The organism is Pedobacter sp. SG908, assembly GCF_011759615.1.
Classification (GTDB): Bacteria; Bacteroidota; Bacteroidia; order Sphingobacteriales; family Sphingobacteriaceae; genus Pedobacter; species Pedobacter riviphilus.
In genome coordinates, this window is sequence record NZ_JAAOYY010000001.1 from 2,603,159 (window position 1) to 2,619,693 (window position 16,535).

20 protein-coding genes are annotated in these 16,535 nt (G+C 42.2%); 2 read left to right on the plus strand and 18 right to left on the minus strand.

Annotation, left to right across the window (positions count from 1 at the left end):
* Nucleotides 1–194 precede the first annotated feature (194 nt).
* Together FHT21_RS10620 and FHT21_RS10625 are read left to right on the plus strand one after the other, a co-directional pair.
* Entirely contained in the window at nucleotides 195–608 is a 414-nt protein-coding gene (locus tag FHT21_RS10620; RefSeq protein ID WP_167294640.1) for a hypothetical protein, read from the plus strand.
* A 56-nt stretch (nucleotides 609–664) separates the two neighbouring features.
* Nucleotides 665–895 (plus strand): hypothetical protein, encoded by a 231-nt coding sequence (locus tag FHT21_RS10625; RefSeq protein WP_167294641.1) that lies wholly within the window; start codon nucleotides 665–667, stop codon nucleotides 893–895.
* 61 nt (nucleotides 896–956) lie between these two features.
* Here the strand turns inward: FHT21_RS10625 and FHT21_RS10630 are convergent, their stop codons facing one another.
* The 18 genes from FHT21_RS10630 to FHT21_RS10715 all read right to left on the minus strand — a co-directional run bounded on the left by FHT21_RS10630 (nucleotide 957) and on the right by FHT21_RS10715 (nucleotide 16,519).
* Nucleotides 957–1,445: a hypothetical protein gene (locus FHT21_RS10630; RefSeq protein WP_167294642.1), complete on the minus strand. Its 489-nt coding sequence runs from the start codon at nucleotides 1,443–1,445 to the stop codon at nucleotides 957–959.
* Nucleotides 1,446–1,677: 232 nt separating this feature from the next.
* Nucleotides 1,678–2,379, minus strand: a complete 702-nt coding sequence (locus FHT21_RS10635) for a hypothetical protein (protein WP_167294643.1) — start codon at nucleotides 2,377–2,379, stop codon at nucleotides 1,678–1,680.
* A 186-nt stretch (nucleotides 2,380–2,565) separates the two neighbouring features.
* A complete protein-coding gene (locus tag FHT21_RS10640; protein WP_167294644.1) occupies nucleotides 2,566–2,727 on the minus strand; it encodes a hypothetical protein in 162 nt (53 codons plus the stop codon).
* A 130-nt stretch (nucleotides 2,728–2,857) separates the two neighbouring features.
* Nucleotides 2,858–4,570: an ATP-dependent helicase gene (locus FHT21_RS10645; RefSeq protein WP_167294645.1), complete on the minus strand. Its 1,713-nt coding sequence runs from the start codon at nucleotides 4,568–4,570 to the stop codon at nucleotides 2,858–2,860.
* A complete protein-coding gene (locus FHT21_RS10650; RefSeq protein WP_167294646.1) occupies nucleotides 4,561–6,606 on the minus strand; it encodes an AAA family ATPase in 2,046 nt (681 codons plus the stop codon). The genes FHT21_RS10645 and FHT21_RS10650 overlap by 10 nt, the downstream gene beginning before the upstream one ends.
* A 268-nt stretch (nucleotides 6,607–6,874) precedes the next feature.
* Nucleotides 6,875–7,912 carry an HNH endonuclease gene (locus FHT21_RS10655; protein WP_167294647.1) on the minus strand — a complete coding sequence of 346 codons (1,038 nt, stop codon included), beginning with the start codon at nucleotides 7,910–7,912 and terminating at the stop codon, nucleotides 6,875–6,877.
* A gap of 114 nt (nucleotides 7,913–8,026) precedes the next feature.
* Complete coding sequence (locus tag FHT21_RS10660) at nucleotides 8,027–8,203, minus strand: histone H1 (RefSeq protein ID WP_167294648.1); 177 nt, start codon at nucleotides 8,201–8,203, stop codon at nucleotides 8,027–8,029.
* A 37-nt stretch (nucleotides 8,204–8,240) separates the two neighbouring features.
* A complete protein-coding gene (locus FHT21_RS10665) occupies nucleotides 8,241–8,378 on the minus strand; it encodes a hypothetical protein (RefSeq protein ID WP_167294649.1) in 138 nt (45 codons plus the stop codon).
* Nucleotides 8,371–8,631, minus strand: a complete 261-nt coding sequence (locus tag FHT21_RS10670) for a hypothetical protein (RefSeq protein WP_167294650.1) — start codon at nucleotides 8,629–8,631, stop codon at nucleotides 8,371–8,373. Before FHT21_RS10670 ends, FHT21_RS10665 begins: the two co-directional genes overlap by 8 nt.
* Before the next feature lie 41 nt (nucleotides 8,632–8,672).
* Complete coding sequence (locus tag FHT21_RS10675; RefSeq protein ID WP_167294651.1) at nucleotides 8,673–9,983, minus strand: hypothetical protein; 1,311 nt, start codon at nucleotides 9,981–9,983, stop codon at nucleotides 8,673–8,675.
* 12 nt (nucleotides 9,984–9,995) lie between these two features.
* A complete protein-coding gene (locus FHT21_RS10680; protein ID WP_167294652.1) occupies nucleotides 9,996–11,051 on the minus strand; it encodes a hypothetical protein in 1,056 nt (351 codons plus the stop codon).
* A 3-nt stretch (nucleotides 11,052–11,054) separates the two neighbouring features.
* The gene (traM, locus tag FHT21_RS10685) at nucleotides 11,055–12,149 is read right to left on the minus strand and encodes a conjugative transposon protein TraM (RefSeq protein ID WP_167294653.1); all 1,095 of its coding nucleotides are present in this window, start codon (nucleotides 12,147–12,149) and stop codon (nucleotides 11,055–11,057) included.
* 29 nt (nucleotides 12,150–12,178) lie between these two features.
* Entirely contained in the window at nucleotides 12,179–12,472 is a 294-nt protein-coding gene (locus tag FHT21_RS10690; protein ID WP_167294654.1) for a hypothetical protein, read from the minus strand.
* Nucleotides 12,469–13,095, minus strand: a complete 627-nt coding sequence (traK, locus tag FHT21_RS10695; RefSeq protein WP_167294655.1) for a conjugative transposon protein TraK — start codon at nucleotides 13,093–13,095, stop codon at nucleotides 12,469–12,471. Before traK ends, FHT21_RS10690 begins: the two co-directional genes overlap by 4 nt.
* A gap of 60 nt (nucleotides 13,096–13,155) precedes the next feature.
* A complete protein-coding gene (gene traJ, locus FHT21_RS10700; protein WP_243853960.1) occupies nucleotides 13,156–14,289 on the minus strand; it encodes a conjugative transposon protein TraJ in 1,134 nt (377 codons plus the stop codon).
* 155 nt (nucleotides 14,290–14,444) lie between these two features.
* Entirely contained in the window at nucleotides 14,445–15,146 is a 702-nt protein-coding gene (locus FHT21_RS10705) for a TerB family tellurite resistance protein (protein ID WP_243853962.1), read from the minus strand.
* A complete protein-coding gene (locus FHT21_RS10710) occupies nucleotides 15,133–15,852 on the minus strand; it encodes a hypothetical protein (RefSeq protein ID WP_167294657.1) in 720 nt (239 codons plus the stop codon). Before FHT21_RS10710 ends, FHT21_RS10705 begins: the two co-directional genes overlap by 14 nt.
* Complete coding sequence (locus FHT21_RS10715; RefSeq protein ID WP_167295557.1) at nucleotides 15,836–16,519, minus strand: conjugal transfer protein TraI; 684 nt, start codon at nucleotides 16,517–16,519, stop codon at nucleotides 15,836–15,838. The genes FHT21_RS10710 and FHT21_RS10715 overlap by 17 nt, the downstream gene beginning before the upstream one ends.
* Nucleotides 16,520–16,535 lie beyond the last annotated feature (16 nt).

Here is a 16,535-nt window from a genome sequence, read left to right on the forward strand (position 1 = left end):
CTATAAAATTTAATTCCAGACCAAAATTGCCCCAATCCTCAAAACATTACAGCAGAAAAAATCAACTTATCTGATAACAAAAACGAATAACAGTTGCCAGAAAAAGATAACCGTTTCCAAAGCACCCTAACCGTTTTCAGAAAAAATTATCCGATATTAGATACTATAAACCATTGAAAAACAAGCACAAGACCATGAACCAGAGTGCAGCACCAACTGAAAAACCACACTGCCGCTACTGCGAAAAAGAACTGCACGGCAGAGCAGGAAAAATCTTCTGCAACGTAGACTGCAAAAACAACTACAACAGCCGTATCCGGTCAGTAAAACGTGCAGCAGAAAACAAGCTTTTTCCGGATGTTATAAAAGCAATAAAAAACAATTACAGGATCCTTCTGGATTACGACCTTAAACCGGGAGATTTCGGAGAAAGCATGGTAAAGAAAACCGAACTGAAAAGACAAGGCTTTGACCAAAGATTCTGCACTGGCGCGGTCATCGAGAACAACAGGCTTTGGAAATGCTGCTTTACTTTTTGCTGGCACGAGGACGAACACTACCTATACCTGAAATGCGACCCCTACCTCAATAACAGCAACAAATATTAAAATTTGTGGAATAAAAGATTTCCAGGCAAAGCATTCAATCCATTATCTTTGCATCAATGAGTCTACCCATGCGCATCACCTTTGAGAACAAAGATTACACCTATACCGTTCTCACCAAAATCATCAATAACGAAACAAAGGAAATAAAGATCAGTCTACATGGTGAAGAACTGACTTTAGTGCAAAACCAAAACAAAGAATGGGATGCCCTTGAACGGACAATCGAGGATGACCATGGACTGATCCAAGCAATCGCAAAAAATATCGCCCTACGGTACCGCGTATAAACTAAACTTTACGATTATTCAGAACCCAACAAATAAAACATTGTCAAGTAACTATTTCTCCTTACCTATATCTTCTCTTAGGCTGGTATCGCTTAACAGACTTTTTCTTTCCAAACGTCAACAATAACAAAACGCCTGCAGCAATACCTGCTAAAATCCACCCTAATCCAGAACCGTCCTCACTATCAGGAACAATACGATGATGCTCATCATAGTCCAACATATATTTATTGGAACTTCTTTTAAGTACAATATCCGCTAGCGCTTCATATTCCAAATCCCTATCTTCTTCTTGAAGATCAATCACCATTACCCTCGCATGATCCGCTTTGTATTTAGCAAATTTTAATACATCAATTGGGTTGGTTACAACTACTTCGATATAAAAAGGCCGCCCTCCAATGGTAATCGTTGCATCCGGAATCAACTCATTATAGCCAACCTCTGCGATGGGATCGCAATAATCAAGCATACCTCTATAAGGAACCTGTATGCTGTTATTATCTAAAATAATCTGCTTTGCGAGCAAGTGCAGCTCCGTCTCGGGCATAGGATTACAGGTTGCCCTGTTACTATGCCTAAAATGCTTTCTCCGTACCGTATTTAGAACAGCCTCGAGCCTTCCACTACAGTTATAACAAACACAGTTACATTTTAATCCAGTTTGAGTAACCTTTGAGATCGGAACAATGGCCCTTGTTATCAGGTCAATACCGACAATTGGTTGAGCGTTCATAAATAGAGTACCTAATTACATTTAACAAAAAAATATCAATGAATAATTACGATAAATAAAGAGTTAATTTTTCTACGAAACTAGATATTTGCTTTTGAAAAGCCTCGTAAGGGTTTTTAAGTTCCTCATAGTATTTGGCTGATACCGCGTTATTTTCATGTACTGCCTTCTCGTAATCTTGAAAATTCTTACTCTTAAAAGCAGCCATTTCTTTAAATAAGGCAATTTTGCGTTCACCAGTATGATTGTTAAAAACCTTTTTAATTTTGAGTACACTAGTGATAATTTCCGATGTGCAAACCATAAGTTCATTCTTTCCGTCCAAAAAAACTGAAAGCCTATGATAGTCCACCATCAATTGATCGAATAGATCGTTGATTTCTCCAATGTATTTAACCACAGCACTCATCTTTTGGTCTTCCTCTGAAATAAAGTCTCCAAAGGATTTAGATAGTTTTGCAAAATTCAAGATCAATACTTTATCATAGTAATTCAGAAGTAGATCCGTCGATTTTTGCAGAAACAAGTGTTTCTTGTTAACGCCCTGTAAAAGTGACGCTCTTAAACTTTCGATTTCCTTACTATAAAGAACTTTAACTCCTTCAATCTTGAAAGTAATGTCCGCTATATCCTGCTTCGTTGCTAGATTTTTTCCTTTTTCAGTCAGATAGCTCTTACCGAAAATTTTAAAGACTGTAAATAATGTAAGTATGATGTTTACTGTGACAGTAATATAGATGTATTCCATTCTGATACTAAAGATTGGCTCAAGCAAGGAGGGCTATTATTTGTTTATTTGAATTCTCTACTAAATAACAATACATTTTATCTCCTGTGATATTATTTTAATTTAACTGGATAGAATTAGGTGACTTCATATGAGGCCAATCTTTGCTCAATATGCTGTTTAATAGCAGCCACGACCAAGACTTTTTCATCTTCTAAAGAAAGGTGCAGTAATCCCGCCAATCGTATCTCCAATCTGACCTGTTGCAGAAAAATCCCAGCTACTCCACCAGGCTTTGCGCGTGAATAAAAAAAGCGAAACAAACAACAGCGCTACTCCTGCTGCCAAATACCAAAAATTTCTTCTCATTAATAAAACGTTAATTTTTTAAAAATATCAAAAAAAAATCCCCCCGGTCTATATAAATCTTTTATTAAATAACCTTGTAAAACCGGTAAATCGGCATTTTTCAATTATGATCACTTGTTGAACAACTACGTTAAGGATATACCAACACCTCAAAACCTTTAGCAGTTAGCATAGCAGTGTTCGCAGCAGAAAGACTGGGCACCCTGATATAAAGGCGATTCTGCGCGCGGCTAATGGCAACATATTTTATACGGTTTTCTTCATTACCCAGGTCTGGTTTTAACAAGAACCCAAGCTCTTCCGTTTCATCGAATGACCCGTCCTCAGCTTCAGAGAGCATCAGCAAGGTGCAATCAAATTCATCCCCTTTGGACTTATGAATCGTCCTGTAAGGTAATGATTCATCAATTGCATTGATACAAACAGCAAGATCTGAGTAAGATGCTGTATTATACAAATTCTTGATTGCCAACCCTGTTGGCTTAGGCAAAACCGCAATCGATGAAGTGTTAATAAACTCAAAAAGATCCATTACATTTCCCCCGATAAATTGGGACTTCCCATTCAAAAGCGTCTTTAAAATCTCAAGACTGCGCCTTGGAGCCAGCTGTTCATCCTCGATATCATCAATCTTCTCTATTTCCTTTAGTGCATCCTTGAAATATCCCTGTTCGGCGTACTCTACAGCCCTTGCACACCAAAGCACTGTCCTCCTCCTTTTAGAACTGGAATCTCCAGTTGACATCTCCAATATAACATTGCGGACTACATTAGTAGAAATCCCCTTTCTTATAGCATTGACCATCAGGTTATCCCTGGAGAGAGTGCAAATATCTATAGAACCAGTTATCTCGATCACTTTTTTAAGGCAACTTATTTTGTCGCCGACAATAATAACCGGCTTTTCCCCCACTACCTCCCGGTTTGCCTTTTGCACAAGATCTGTCCGTACCAGATTGAGCAGATCGACGATCTTCTGTGTACTTCTCCAATTATCCTCGATTTTAAATTCACGGCAACCAGTGGGAAAAAAAGCTGTCAATTGATCAGCAGTAGCTCCCATAAAACTGTAAATGGATTGCGCACTATCCCCAACAACGCCTACAATGGTTTCTTTTTCTAAAATCTTGTTCAGCAGCTTCAATTGAATTGGACTGATATCCTGAAATTCATCAATAAAGAAATATGGGAATTTGGCCCTCAATACATCAAGAATAAATGGAAAAAGCCTTATGAGTTCAAAGGACAGATATAGTACATCATCGTGATGGACAACTCCCCTTGACCAGGCCATTTTTTTGTATATCATGTAGGAAGCATTCTTGATGCTGTATCCGTCAGCCTGGTAGGGATATTTCGTCCCAGGGAACAATATACCTGCATCATCGAACTTCCAGCGTAATGCATGAAATGCAGCAGCAACTGCCTTATCATCTTTGATCCTGACCTGCTTAGTTACTTCTTTCCATTCCTTCAAAAAAACATACCCAGTTAAAACCTTATCGTCATGTCCCTTAAGTTCAGCGACATTGAGCTGATAATCGGACGGTAAAAAATGGGCATAGGGTTTTAGCACATGCTTATATAGAAAGCCATGGATCGTAGTTACCTCCACCTGATGTATCCCATCCCGGAGTCTTTTGGTGATGGTATCTACTGCGACATTGGTATACGTAATGCAGGCTATCTTCCTGGAAATGTCCAACCTTTTAGAATTGGTGAGTACGTTGTTGATCTGTTCAACCAGCCATTTCGTTTTGCCGGCACCTGGCCCGGCAAAAACCTTAAAGTGCGTTTCAAAATCATCTAAAACGCTATCTGAGTTGATAATAGTTACAGACATACCCAATCGATTGCGTCCCTTATATAACCCGGTACCGTGAACGCAAATGGCGAAGTGCTTGTAAGGTTTTCTTCAAGCGCAATTGCCAGTTCGAGTGCATTTTCTCCTTTACCTACAGAATTCAGATATCTTGCGGCAACTAATGAATGAGTTAGCTCAGGCCCAGACCACCCAGCGGGAGAAAGCTTCAGAGCATCAAGTATCCGAATATTTTCATCTGTGTCACGCAAAATACTGTCCTTTTCAATCTGTGTTAAATCTTTCCCTGCGATAATGGCATCCATTAATTTTTCCAGTTCCTCCCTGTTTTTGGTAGATTCTGTGAGCAGTTGTTTACAGATCGGATTACATACCAAGAGTTCATATTCTAAAGTTTTACCCTTCAAGTGATGTTGGGTAAAAAACCGGATCGAAGAATGCGCTGCAAACAGTGCTAGATTGGCCCCCGACTTTTCCTTGTAGGTATAAGTTGGCTGCGAATTTGTTTCAAAGGGATAACATGCCTTTGAGCGCTCACCTGGCTTTTGATGCTCCGGATCTCGATCGGTAACGCATGACACCCTCTTAGCGATTGTACCTGCTTTGGGAAAATCAAAAAGCTTGAGAAAATGATCAAAATATCTGCCACCGATATTGATAACTGCTACGTGTCCATCCTCCAAGGATTTGCCAGCTACCTTGGTCAAGGTCGACATTAGCATCTGTTCGGCTAATCCCTCCACCAAGATGATATTTTTCGCAAATAACATATCAGATCTTGTTGCATCCAAGAACCGCTGTACGAAAGCTTTTGACTTGAGGTCTTCAGGACTACTAGAAAACACCCTTCCTGGATATCCAACACTGAGTTTACTTTCATGCTCGCTCAAGCATATTATTTCATCCAGTGAAACTGCTGAGGTAATGTGTGTAGAATGTGACGTAATAAATACCTGCCTAGCCTTGTTCTGAACATTTTCCTTCAGGAATTTTAAAAACTTATATTGCATTGCAGGGTGCAGATGAGCCTCTGGTTCTTCAATCACAAGTACAGGAAACACTTTGGCATTACTACCCAGATAATCCCCATTAGTATCTACCTGCATCTTGGCAAGTAAAAGAGACATAAAAATAAGGTTATTGTAACCTAGCCCATTGTGTGTTGCGGGTATTTCCATTCCAGTTGCGTACCTGATAATCAGTCTTAATGCCGAATAAAGTTCTACCTCTGAAATACTCCCATCAAAGCCTGGAGCGGCTTCATTAAAAGATGCACCGGTATCTTTTGCATATTTTAGAATATGTCCCTGCCCTTCCTTCATCCTTTCCTGCAGCAATCCTAACAGTTCACTTGCGTTCTTTGCAAATTTTTCTTTCTGAACTTTGATTTCGTCAATCTTCTCCTGTGGGGTCTTACCATTATTTTTGATCTCATAATCAATAAAAAAATCAACGACCTCTCTTAAAAGGGTATTCCTGCCGGTAAACATATCACGTTCGACATCTCTTATCGCATTCAAGAACTGGTAGTCAAACTTTCCTATCCCATCTGCATCGGCTACAACTTTCAGATTCTCATTTCCTGCATAAATCTTGTGGATATATTTCCTTAAAAAGGAGTGTTTAATCATATTCCACGCATCTTTGAGATCCGTTGCGGAAGACAAGAGCTTACGGTACTCGTCATGCTCGCCTTGCGGAAGGAAAAACTCATAAGTTAATCTTGCCAGATAAGGAGTTTCCAGCTTAACGAGCCAGCTCGCCACTGTAACTAGGTCATCACCTGCTAGATTTTCCTTTTCGCTTTCTGATATTTCAAGCGAAATCTGAACCCTAGGTGGATCAGCTTGAAGTACGGCTAGATCAACATTTTTGTGGAAATCATCTATTTCAAGTTTTCTGGAACCTGAGCCGTCAAGAATTAGTGAAATGGATTTTAAAAGATTGGTTTTACCAGCATTGTTGTGACCAATGATCACGTTGACTCCTTCACGGAAATCAATCCTTGTGCCAGAAAAATTCCTAAAACCGGAAATGGTCACGGAAGAAATGTACATAAGAGAAAAATTTAGATTGCTAAAGTTAATCTATTTTAACAAACCAACCGTAGCATGTTAACCGAATGCAGATAATTTTGATTAAAATCAATCCGAATTTGCGGATTAGAAAAATAAGATGTTTTAGCGAGCGATCAGAAAACTCAATATCAAGGTTGAAAACTAATTCATTGATGTAGTCCAAAATATTTCACATTTTAGAACAACTGAATCAGTTCTAAAGCCCGGCTAAGTCTACCTTCATGGTTATTATAACTAAACACCGTTTCTAAATATCGGGCTTAAACTGCCCCTTTTCATCAACGAGGTAACTCATAACGCCTTCAAGAATATGCTTTTTAACATAGTCAAAGTTAGGATCATTCTCGTCCATGACATCCTTTAATGCCCAAAATAATATTTCTCCATAATTTGCAGTATCCTGGCTAAGCGCTATCTTTTGGGGAAGTTCAGCAACGATTCTATACTCATTATTCTCAAATTTGGAAGAATATATAGGCCTGTTTTTCAAAATCAGGTTCACATCGACAAATTTGGCGAATAATTCCCTGTACTGAAAAAGGTTCAGCGGACTGCTTATCTGCATCAATAAATTCCAGAGTACATTAATTCCCGCACAAGAGTCATTTAGCGTAGTCATTATGCAGATATCATTGCTTTTGATCATAAGTGTTTTACTTAAAAAATGATCACGGTAATCGAAATCCATATCATCATTTTTAACCGGTAAAACAACGAGTGATCCTATAACCTTCGTATCTATAATCGCACCAGTAAATAATGATCTTGCTATGCAATGTATATGATGCATTGTCTCCCAGTAATAATTATCACCTATTTTTTCTGCAGAAAGGCGTAAGTCCCTTGACATTCGGAGCTGCAAATCCTTGAGATGGGTTTTAATAAAAATCAATGACATCCAGATAAACAATAACATATGATTACCATCTGCCACCCACTTGTTAAACCCTTCAGCTCCCAATGCAAATGCATCAGATACAGGAACCTCAATACTAGCACCTAAAAAACTATTACATTCTTTACAGCAGGGTGTAGTATAGGATCCATACTTAAAAGGTGTCTGGTTGGGCAGCGTGATAGTACTACTAAAGAGATTGTGCCTTTTCAACAGCCAGTGAGGTATTATATGCTCCTCATTAAATTCCTTTTCCTCTCTATCGGCTCCACAAATAAAGCAACGTGCTTCCTTGACAATCTTTTGTTCAAAATCCTGTAATGAAAAGAAAAGTATCTTTCCTGATACAAAATCATATAACGAGTCATTAATTATACCAACTGCCTTCATATTATGGTCTAGATCCTTCTAAATTATCAATATAATTCTAATCCGCAATTTTTATAAAAAAAATGCCCGGTTAAATAACCAGGCATCCAAACAAACCACAAAACCAACCTTAAATCAAACTTTATTTTTCTTTGCACTCACTTCCACACGAATCTGTTGTGCAAGTATTTTCGCCTGCTGCATGGCAATACGCAACCTCGTGCCAGCTGTCTTATTACCTTTACCAAAAAACTTCAGCGCGTCTTCCTCTGCTCCCAGAACAAGCGCCTTTAACGAATCAAATGTTTTCATACAATAGTTTTATAGATTAAAAATTAATGAATTAAAATTAACCCATGGTCATGCCGCCATGTTTATCCAAACTTAGTTGACTATCCTTGGCCGATACTATAGTTACCCCATACTCGGCCTCAAATTCTGCTTGTTTCAACAATAACCAACCCACATCTCTGGAAAGATTACCCATCTCTGCCACAACCACCATATCCAGCGCACCAGCACAATGCTGCACCATATCCTCCAAAATCTTCCATGACATGCCCCCCATCACCTTCCTCAGAAAGCACCACCCTCAGTTCAATCCCATGCTCCTGACAGTAATCATAAATCCGTTCCGCCTGCCAATCAAGTTCCCGCAGGTCCCCGTAGCGCACAATCCTGGCGTAACCAACAGCAACCAATGTTTTATTCTCCTCTTCCATAGCACAGTGTTCGATCACTTACAAATAAAACCGAAAGCCAGAAAAACGCGAAGAGCGGGTTAACCACCTATCCCCATTCCTGCTTCCTGCTGTTTATCCTTGTTTTTCCCTTTCTCTTGCCCAGCATCAAGTACATTAGCAAAAGCCTCCTTGGTCATAAATTGTTCACGTTTCTCAAGACTACCATCAGGTGTATAAAAATTTACTTTACCGTACCTTGGAACCGCTTCCAGCAAAAGTTTTACCGATTGCCCATCTTTCTCCACACTCACTAACGGTGTCAATCCATTACGCAGATCCGCTTCCAGTTTTTCACGTTTCTCAGGCACCGCCAGCTCCTTGATCCTATAATTATCCAATACCTTAGGCAGATCAAAGCCATACTGCGGATCATGGTACTGTTGCAGGTTGAAATTACCGTTCGCCCCAGCCCCTTTATCCATATCAAACTTCACCCAGGCCGCATACACCTCTCCCGAATTGAAATTTACCAGATCATCCCGATATACCGCATAACCCTGGATCATCTGCGCGGACTGCTGAACCGTAAAGCCCTTTCCCCGGTCAGGCCACATGGTCTGCATCGCTGGTTTTCCGTAAAAAGTCCCCCTGAAAGATTTGGCCACAAAATTTACCTTGCCATTTTCCATTGTTGCCAAGGTCTGTTGTTTATGGGCCGCATCTTTTCCAATGGCCAATTCCACAGCACCCTCGCGTTTTTTGAAAGCCTCAACTGCATCGGTAACCAGATCGAACTCTTTAGCTGAACCTGACTTCCCTTTTTCGCCCGGCGTAATAATCAGGTAATGCTGATCCTGCTCCAAAGGCTTACCCAGGTTATGGGCAACAGTAAATTTATTAAGAAAATAATACTCCGATTTGGAAGACTGCTGCAGATAAAACTCCACATCCACCTGCCCTTTATTGGCAGGCATCGCCTGATGAACTTTAAATTTCGGCACACCTGTCTTCATCAGTTCTTCCATTTTCGCAATGCTCTGCTCCGACGCACCGAGTGCCCTCATTTCGTCTTTTCGGTCTTCTAAATTGTTTAAATTCATAGCTTTTGTTTTAAATGATGTTTTAGGATTATTTAATTTCTGATCTGACATCAGCCCTGATTTCTCCAGCTCCTTAAGCTGGTAGATCATATCCGAAATCGGTACCGACTGGTGCCAGTTAAAGATCTGCTGGTGTTCCCGTTCAAAGACAAAGGCATAAGCTGCATCAGCAAAACAGTTCAGGTCAAACTCCGAGGAGATCGGAGTGTCACTGTCATAAACCACCCATTTACAGCCTAGTGAAACCTGCTCCTCCAGATATGCCCTAAGCTCAGCTGCCAGCCCTGCTTTATCGATAAGTTCAACCATAAAAATTTCTTTTTATCCGCTAAGCTCCAGCTGTGATTCCTTTGATTGATCCAACGGTTTGACCGTACCTAGCTCAAACAAAGGCTCCGTTTTTACTGGCACAAACATGTCTTTAAGCTTTTCAAAATCGATTTCCTTTTTAGCTGAATCAAAGAATTCCAGCCTGTTTTCAAATGGCCCGGCACGGATATAAAATTTATCTTTTCCCGGGACACTGATTTCCATCCTATTCCCCTGCTCCAATCCACGCAATACCAATTCAGTACTGATCACGTAACATTCAAGCGCAATGGCATGATCCAATAACTGTTTTTTAAGATCATAATCCTGATCGATGCCGGAAGAAAACAATAGTGGTGCGGTAGAAAAATCCTTCGCGATATCATTAACCCTCATCCAGCTTTTTTCCCATTTACCATCCAACCTTTGATAGTTTTTCAGCACAGATCCACCCTGCAACAGATTGATCGCTTCAGCCAGATCAACTCCAGTGCTCTTAGAAAAAAAACAGGACTTTTCCGTTCCATCCACCTGCAACAGACTTGCATCAAATCCTGCAAAGCGATAATTCCCTAAATCTTCCTTATCCAGTGAAACCTGAAGCGATAGCCTTTCTCCTGTGTTTAAACCCCGGACCACTTCTAAAACAACATGCTGCCTTTCATAATCGAGCTGTTCTTCAAGCTTCAAACTCATCCCTCCTAATCCCAATGAAGAAAGCTGCGCTTTTAGCGAATACATATTTTCTTCCCTTAGCCTAAAAAACCGTCGCAGGTGCAGTGGTTTATCGATCAGCGCAGCCTTAAGCCCTACGAAAAAACGCAAAACCAGATTTGGGTAAAGCTGCCTACGAAGCTTAGCCGTCACCGAACGGAGCAGCTGAATATATAGCCTTTCCATTTCCGATGGCCTGACCGATACCCTAAAAAGCCCCTGAGATAAAAACTGATATTTCAATTGCCTTATCTTACGCTCATCCAGGTTAGCACCCATTAGCCTGTCAAGGGATTTCTGCCGCTCCTCCCAGGCCAGGTAAAGCTGCTCCGCCCTATTGATCCCCGGATCCATGAGCTAGCGCAGTTTTAGTTTATTGTCACGAAGCAGCACCGCCTGCCCTCCTTTTAACTTCACCTTAATTTTGCGCAGCTTTTTGGTCAGCATTGACTTCGCCGCATCAATCCCCGCACCCGCAACCTGCGTAACCAAGGACTGATCGAAAGTGTTCAGCGCCACATCGCCAAGGGCATTCCCTGCCCCATCATTCACCGCCACAGTCAGTACCGCTTCCGGCGCATCCAGCCCCAGCATGCCATCATAACTGTACAGCGACAGGTCAGACGGTATAATGGCATTGCCCAAACGGATCTGTCTGATATCAAGCAGCAGGCGCTGATTGGTAATCTTACATGCCCCAAAAAGCTCATGCCCCTTTGGGATCAATACCCCGTTCACACGTAAAGTATCCAGTAACAAAAGTTTGATTGTTGCGCCCTGAACCACTTTTTTATCGGAAGCGATCACCGCAGGGATGGCTTTGAACAGGCTATCAGTATTGATTTTTTTCGCTCCAGCCATTTTTTGCTTTACCCGTTCAGGATGCTGGATATCGATAATGTTTTCCATCATCGCATTCAATTGCTTCATTTCCGGATCCTCGGCAGCATTTTTATGATCCTGCATCATCTTCATCAGCGCCTCGAGCCTGTCCACATCGTTTTTCATGTTTCCGTTACCAGAACCAGCCACGTCACCGGGACCGTATCCAACTCTAGTACCGGCAACGCTCCCGACACCACTGGTATTTTCTGCCGGGCGGTCAATCTCACGCTTCAAGGCTTCCAGTTTTAGCGAGATCTCTCCTGTCTGCTCATCCTGACTATTTTTAAAGCCTAAGTTTTCGCTCATACGCGAAAGTGAAGCGGATCCCCTTAAAGCAGAATCGCGCTCCGCCTGCTCATAAAAAGCCATTTTATCAGCCGGCTGCTGTTTTTTAATCGCCGCATCAGGGAGCGAAAAATCCACTTTTCCACGCACATCAGCAGTATCGTCAGCCTCGCTCTTTCCACCGCCCAGCATAAAAAATCCCGTGGTCAGTATAGCTGCTGCCAGCAATGGCAAAAAAATCAGCAGTACTTTCTTTTTCTCTATTTTTTTCCTGTTTTCCATCTTGATTGTTTTTTATTGGTTTAGTGATTCTATTTTAAAAAGAGCAGCACAGCTGAAAGGATCAGGTACAGACAGTACATGGAGCCAAGCGCTACGAAGCAGATCAACGATAGCCGCATCTTTCGTTTCGAAATTCCCGCGGTTTTGGTGTTTAAATAGGTCGCTACGAAACGCTGTCCTTTCATTATTTCCCCAGCCAGGTGAGATGACAGATCGGTTTTATTTATCCGTCCAACACCTTGACCGGCACCCAAAGTTCTATCTTCTAAAGCGCTACTACCTTTCGCTGTCTTACCCTTAAAGAAATAGTTCAAAATCCTCATGGTTTCTCCACCTTTAACGATTCAGCCCTGTTTTCCAGCAGCTCAAATTTCCTGATCAGAAAGCCATGGGGATTATTATCCGTCTGGTTCTTTAGGTCATCGATCACGCCCTGACTCACCAGCTTTCTAAACACCGTGGAAGAAGAGCGTACCAGTTTCTGTGTTGCAAAACACCTGAATGGATAAGGAAAGCGGTCCACATCCAATTGTATACTGTCTACGGTAATTTCCTGCGAGATATTGGCTGCGATCAGGTTATTGTAATAACCGTTCTCCTGAAAGTTATCATACTGCTTTTTTGCCGATTCATCGGCCAGGTATAGCGCCCTTGTGACACTCGCCTTGATCGCTTTATCATCAGGAACCAGTGAAAAAAAATACTGGTGAAAGGTCCTGATATGATCACGCAGCTCCACCGGTAGGTTACCCTTGCGGTCAGAAGCCAGAGCCGTTAACAGCTTACCGTTATATAATATATAAATACGCTGATCTTTCAGGTTATAAAACCGATAGTACTGATAGATCGCAAAACAGCTGATCACCATACAGGCAACGATCAGAAAAAAGCTAAACATGCGGATATGCTTGAAAGCGGTATCTATATTTTTAAACTGGCTGAACATATAAATGAAATCATTGGTGAATACTTAATAACTAAATGATGGCAAGGGCCAGCCCTGTGGCTATCTTCCTTCAATGCGCTGCTGCTGATGCGGATTGTCCGGAAAATAATCGCCCTGTGCCCCGGAAGAAAAACTCTGCTTGATATTGCGGTAACCATCGCCCAGGACATCTGTTGCCATACCACCGCCTGCTTTTGCCGCTTGCGATCCCGAACGCGTAGTAGCAGACACGATCGAATTTACTTTTTGCAGGATCGTATTTCCCCCACCTGCATGCACCACATAATTGGCCACATTCGGTACACAGAAATAACCCACAATGCCGATAATCAAAAAAATCAGGTAAGCGGTATCTAAACCGGAAAAGAAAGTATCCCCCTGCTGCTCTATCTGCGAAAGATCCAGCTTTAACATATTTTCCTGCACCTTTCCCAGGATACTGGAAAAGATATTACAGATCGGTAGCCACAGAAAAATGTTCACATAGCGTGCGATCCAAACCGTCAGCGTATTCTGAAATCCATCAAAGACCGCAAATCCAAATACCAGTGGTCCAAGGATCGCCAGTACGATCAGAAAAAACGTACGCACGGTATTGATGCAAAGCGCAGCCGCGGCATAAAGGATCTCCAATACTTCACTCAGCCACTGCTTGATCGAGTTCCTGAAATTGTAAGATGCCTTGGCCATATTAAATTCCAGCCCGTGCCCCAAGCCATCCAAAAAAGTTTCTTCCTCTCCGTTTGGATCCTTCGGATAAGCATATTTATGCCATTTATCCATATCACCACTACCGTCTTCCCCGACATACATCTGCCAATAACGGCTCTTTTTTATCGCGGCTTCCTTCATTTTGAGCAACCGTTCGATTGCTTTGTTGCTGTTAGCAACCATTGCATTGGTCGCTGAAACCGTTGGCTGCAATACCCCGTTGATCATGCCCAGCACCGCTGGAAAAAGCATCACTGCCATGCCCAAAGCAAATGGCCTGAGCAGCGGGAAAAAATCAATAGATTCCGCCGACGCCAGCTGTCGCCATACACGGGAAGCGATATACCACAGCGCCCCAAATCCTGCCAGTCCCCTGCCAACATTGATCATGGCCGAACAAAGCGGCAGCATTTCGCTGTATACCCTGTCCAGCACAGGCTGCAGGCCAGAAATATTCTGCGCCGCCCCTTGCGCAGATGCCATAATAGGTAGCAGTAGAGAAGCCATGCAAGCGCATAGGAAAAGGTTGATCTTGCTATACATATATCTAAATTTTGAGTTTTAAACTTTTTTTGAGCCCAGCAAATCAGCTTGACGTCCCGCAGAGCACATAAGCCTCGCCATCAACTTACCTTCGATCAATTCCTGCCCCTAAGCGCATGACTCAGCCCCTTTACATCCGCCCGTTCCCTGCTTCTTTGCAGGTCCAGCATGGCTGCCTGATCATTAAAAGCGCGCAAAAACATCAGCTTTTCTTCCGTATCTGCAAAGATCCGATCGATCGCCGCCAGCCTTTCCTGATCACTCATGCGCAAATTCGAAGAAGTAATCACCGTGAGCAACTCATCCAGGTTATCCTTGCTCAGCTCAAAAAGCTGTTTATAAACCCCTGCCAGGTAAGCCATATCTTCCTGCGAAAAATTGCCCGAAGCGGAAAAACGCTTAAACGCGCGCTTGTATTCAGAAACAATCCGTCCCTGGTCTGTGATGATATCTACTACTTTATGGTACTTTTTAACTTCCGGACTGACCAGCATCATTCCATCCAGAAAGACTTCATGCAAGGAAAAATTCCCTTCAGCGATATCCTTTACCGCCTTATAACCATTGGAAATCAGCAAATAGCCTTTCTTCATATCGGTTAAAATATTCTTCAGCTGGCTAAGCTTTTCGACATTCAAAAGCAACTGCTGCGCTTCAGCTGACTGGCCATAACCAGGACTAGCGAGTAGCAACATTGGAAGGCAAAGCATGGCAATTAAGTATACTCTGAAATTTTTTATTGCTACGCTCGGTATCCTGCAGGCAAAAAACAACATCAAAAATCTATTCAAATCCATACGCCCTCCTCAAGTCTAAAATATCCAGATGATCCCTTTCCCTATTTCTAACCAAGCCTTCTACCTTTCCTATAAAATCGGCAGTAAAAGCAGCCTTATCCGGCATCGATTCATATAACAGATCAATTCGCCTGATGCGTTCAGCTTCCCCCATCTCCAGCCTGCCCGAAGTCACTACCAAAAGCAGCGATTCCAGATCACGGGAGCAGTCCGCCAGTACCCCAGCTTTCACTCCCAGGATATAAAGCTGATCATCTGGCGAAAGCAAAACATTTCCCTTGAACTCCCCAAACCATCTTGTAATACTGATCTGGTAGGCCAGGATTTCAGCCACCTTCACATTTTTTCGAACCGATGGGCTTACCGTTTTCAAAGAAGAAATAAAAGCCCCGTGCAAACTAAATTCACCATTTGTGATGTTCTTAATCGCCTGCAGACCACCATCCACCAACCGGTAACCCTTCCTCGCATAATCCAGATATAACTGCAAAGCAGCGATCTGTTCCAGCAGGTATTTTTTCTGTGTTTTCTTCTGGTTAAAAAATTCGCCAAAAGTCTGTGCCTGAACGGCGCCTCCAAAGCAGAACACAAAAACCAAAACACCAACAATGAAAGCCCTCACCTTGAAAGCAAAACACTTTAACACGCCAACCGCCAGTACCGAAACCTTTCCAGCCTTAGCGCAACACTCATTTCTCGATTCCATAGATTTCTTTTAGTTTAGCGCTTTCCTCCATCGAAGACGCCCGTTGAATGCTTAATACCGCATTGCCCCGGTTAAAGCTTTTCAGGTCTGTATAATTCACATCCATCTTTTCAGATGCCTTTGAAATGATCTCCAGCCGCTCCGCATCACTCATCTGCGTTTTAAAGGAATTCACCACCAATAACAGTTGATCAATATTTTTGATGCTTTCATCCAGTATCCCTGAATACACCTTTTGCATATAGTCCAGCTCCGAGGGCTCAAAATGTTTATCCTGCCGGAAGAGGTTCCAGGCCCATTTATATTCATCTACAATCGCCACCTGTTTTACCGTCAGGTCCTTTACCTTTTTATAATAGGCAATGGCGGATTTGATCTTCCAGAGTTCCTCGTAATATTCCTTGTATAGTTCCTTCTGCCGCTGCGTCCAGTCCGCAATCTCGCTCAGCTTTAATTTAGAAAGCTGGTTTTCTAAAACCTTCTGCGCATTCTGCAGCCAGATCGTCTCATTCTGCAATCGCTGAATTTTCAGGTCCACCGCCTTGATCACCTTTTTCACCCCAGCCTTGATCACTTCCACCACCGCGATCTGCGCATCCGCTCCTTTTGGAAGCGCCACGATCAAAGTCATCGTGCTCACCGGCAGAATTACCATATATTGTTTCATCTTCCCCTGAATTTTA